This window comes from Mesorhizobium sp. M7A.F.Ca.CA.004.12.1.1, from assembly GCF_003997835.1.
In the GTDB taxonomy this organism is placed as follows: Bacteria; Pseudomonadota; Alphaproteobacteria; order Rhizobiales; family Rhizobiaceae; genus Mesorhizobium.
In genome coordinates, this window is the sequence record NZ_RZRK01000937.1 from 1 (window position 1) to 1,335 (window position 1,335).

Genomic DNA, 1,335 nt, shown 5'->3' on the forward strand with positions numbered 1-1,335 from the left:
GTCCACACCGGCCGGCTCGCCCGGTTCCAGCGCCGTCTTCTCGACCAGGAATCGCGTCAGCCCCTCGAGCCCGGCGCGGCTGATCGAATCGTCGCCCGGCACACCGGTCAGCACATAGGCGATGCGGGTCTTCGAAATCGCCTCGATGGCAATTTCGTCACCCGGCTTGGCGTCGTCGGCGCGGGCAAGGTCGGCATGACCGAACAAGCTACCCAGCGCAATCAGGACGGCGGCGGTGGTTGTCACGGCACCGGCGCGGCGCGGCCGGCGTGAAAACAGGCCGCCCATCCAGAACACCGCCAGCGTATCAAGCAGCATCAGCACCAGGGCGGCCGCGACCAGCGTGCCTTTCAAACTGCGCGATTCGTCAAAGGCATACTGGATCGAGGTGACCGGAACAGTGATTTGCGGGCGCGCCAGGGGCGCCAACTTGCTGTCGGCTTCCAGCAGATTGTGGGCAAATACACCCGTCTCGGAACCATAGAGACCGGGCGGGTTTTCAAAAGTCACCGGCAGCGCGCCAGCGCCCGGTACAAGCGGCCGTGCATCCGGCGTCGGCGGCACCAGCGAGCCGTCGGCTGCAATCATGCGATAGGGCGCCAGCGACGCCGCGGCCGCTTCGGCATTGGCGATGGCCGCGCCCTGGTTGCGCGACAGCTGCACGATGCGGCGCAGCATCTCGACGAAGCTGCCAGAGATCGGCAGGTTCGACCAGGTTGCCTCGGGGGTGACGTGGAACAGCACCAGCGTGCCCTTGCCTTTCTTCAGTCCGGTGACCAGCGGCGTGCCGTCGGCAAGGGCCGCCCAGGTGCGCTCGACGATATCGGGTGTCGGCTCGGCCAGCACCTGCCTGCTGACGGTGACCTCGGTCGGCGGCGCCAGATCGGCGAACGGGCCGGCCTTGGGGAATTCGGTGACCGGCTGCGGCGACGTCCATGACAGCGCGCCGCCGAGCGACCGCTCGCCGGTGCGAAGGCGGACGGGCAGCAAATCGTCGTCATCGCCCGCGGTGGCCAGCCGCGAACCGGCGAAACGCACCAGCGTGCCGCCATTGTCGACCCAATCGACAAGTCTCTGCCGGACCTGTCCGGGAATGGTGCCGATATCGGCCATAACGATCATCGCGGGCTTCTGGTCGAGGATTTGCGGTATGGCGTCGGCAAGATCGGCGCTGGAGGGTTCGACCAGATCGGCGAAGGGCTGCAGCGCCCGCCTGATGTAGTAGAGCGGCGACAAAAGCGGCTGTGCCTGGTCGGCCTCGGCCTGCGACAATAGACCGACGCGCCGCCGCTTGGAGCTTTCGTCGAGGACGCGGACCGCACCAGCCTGCCGCTC

The 1,335-nt window shown here is 67.4% G+C and carries 1 pseudogene; it reads right to left on the minus strand.

The features are described from left to right. Positions 1-1,335, minus strand: a pseudogene (locus EN984_RS39085) (RNA-binding protein); the annotation flags it as partial.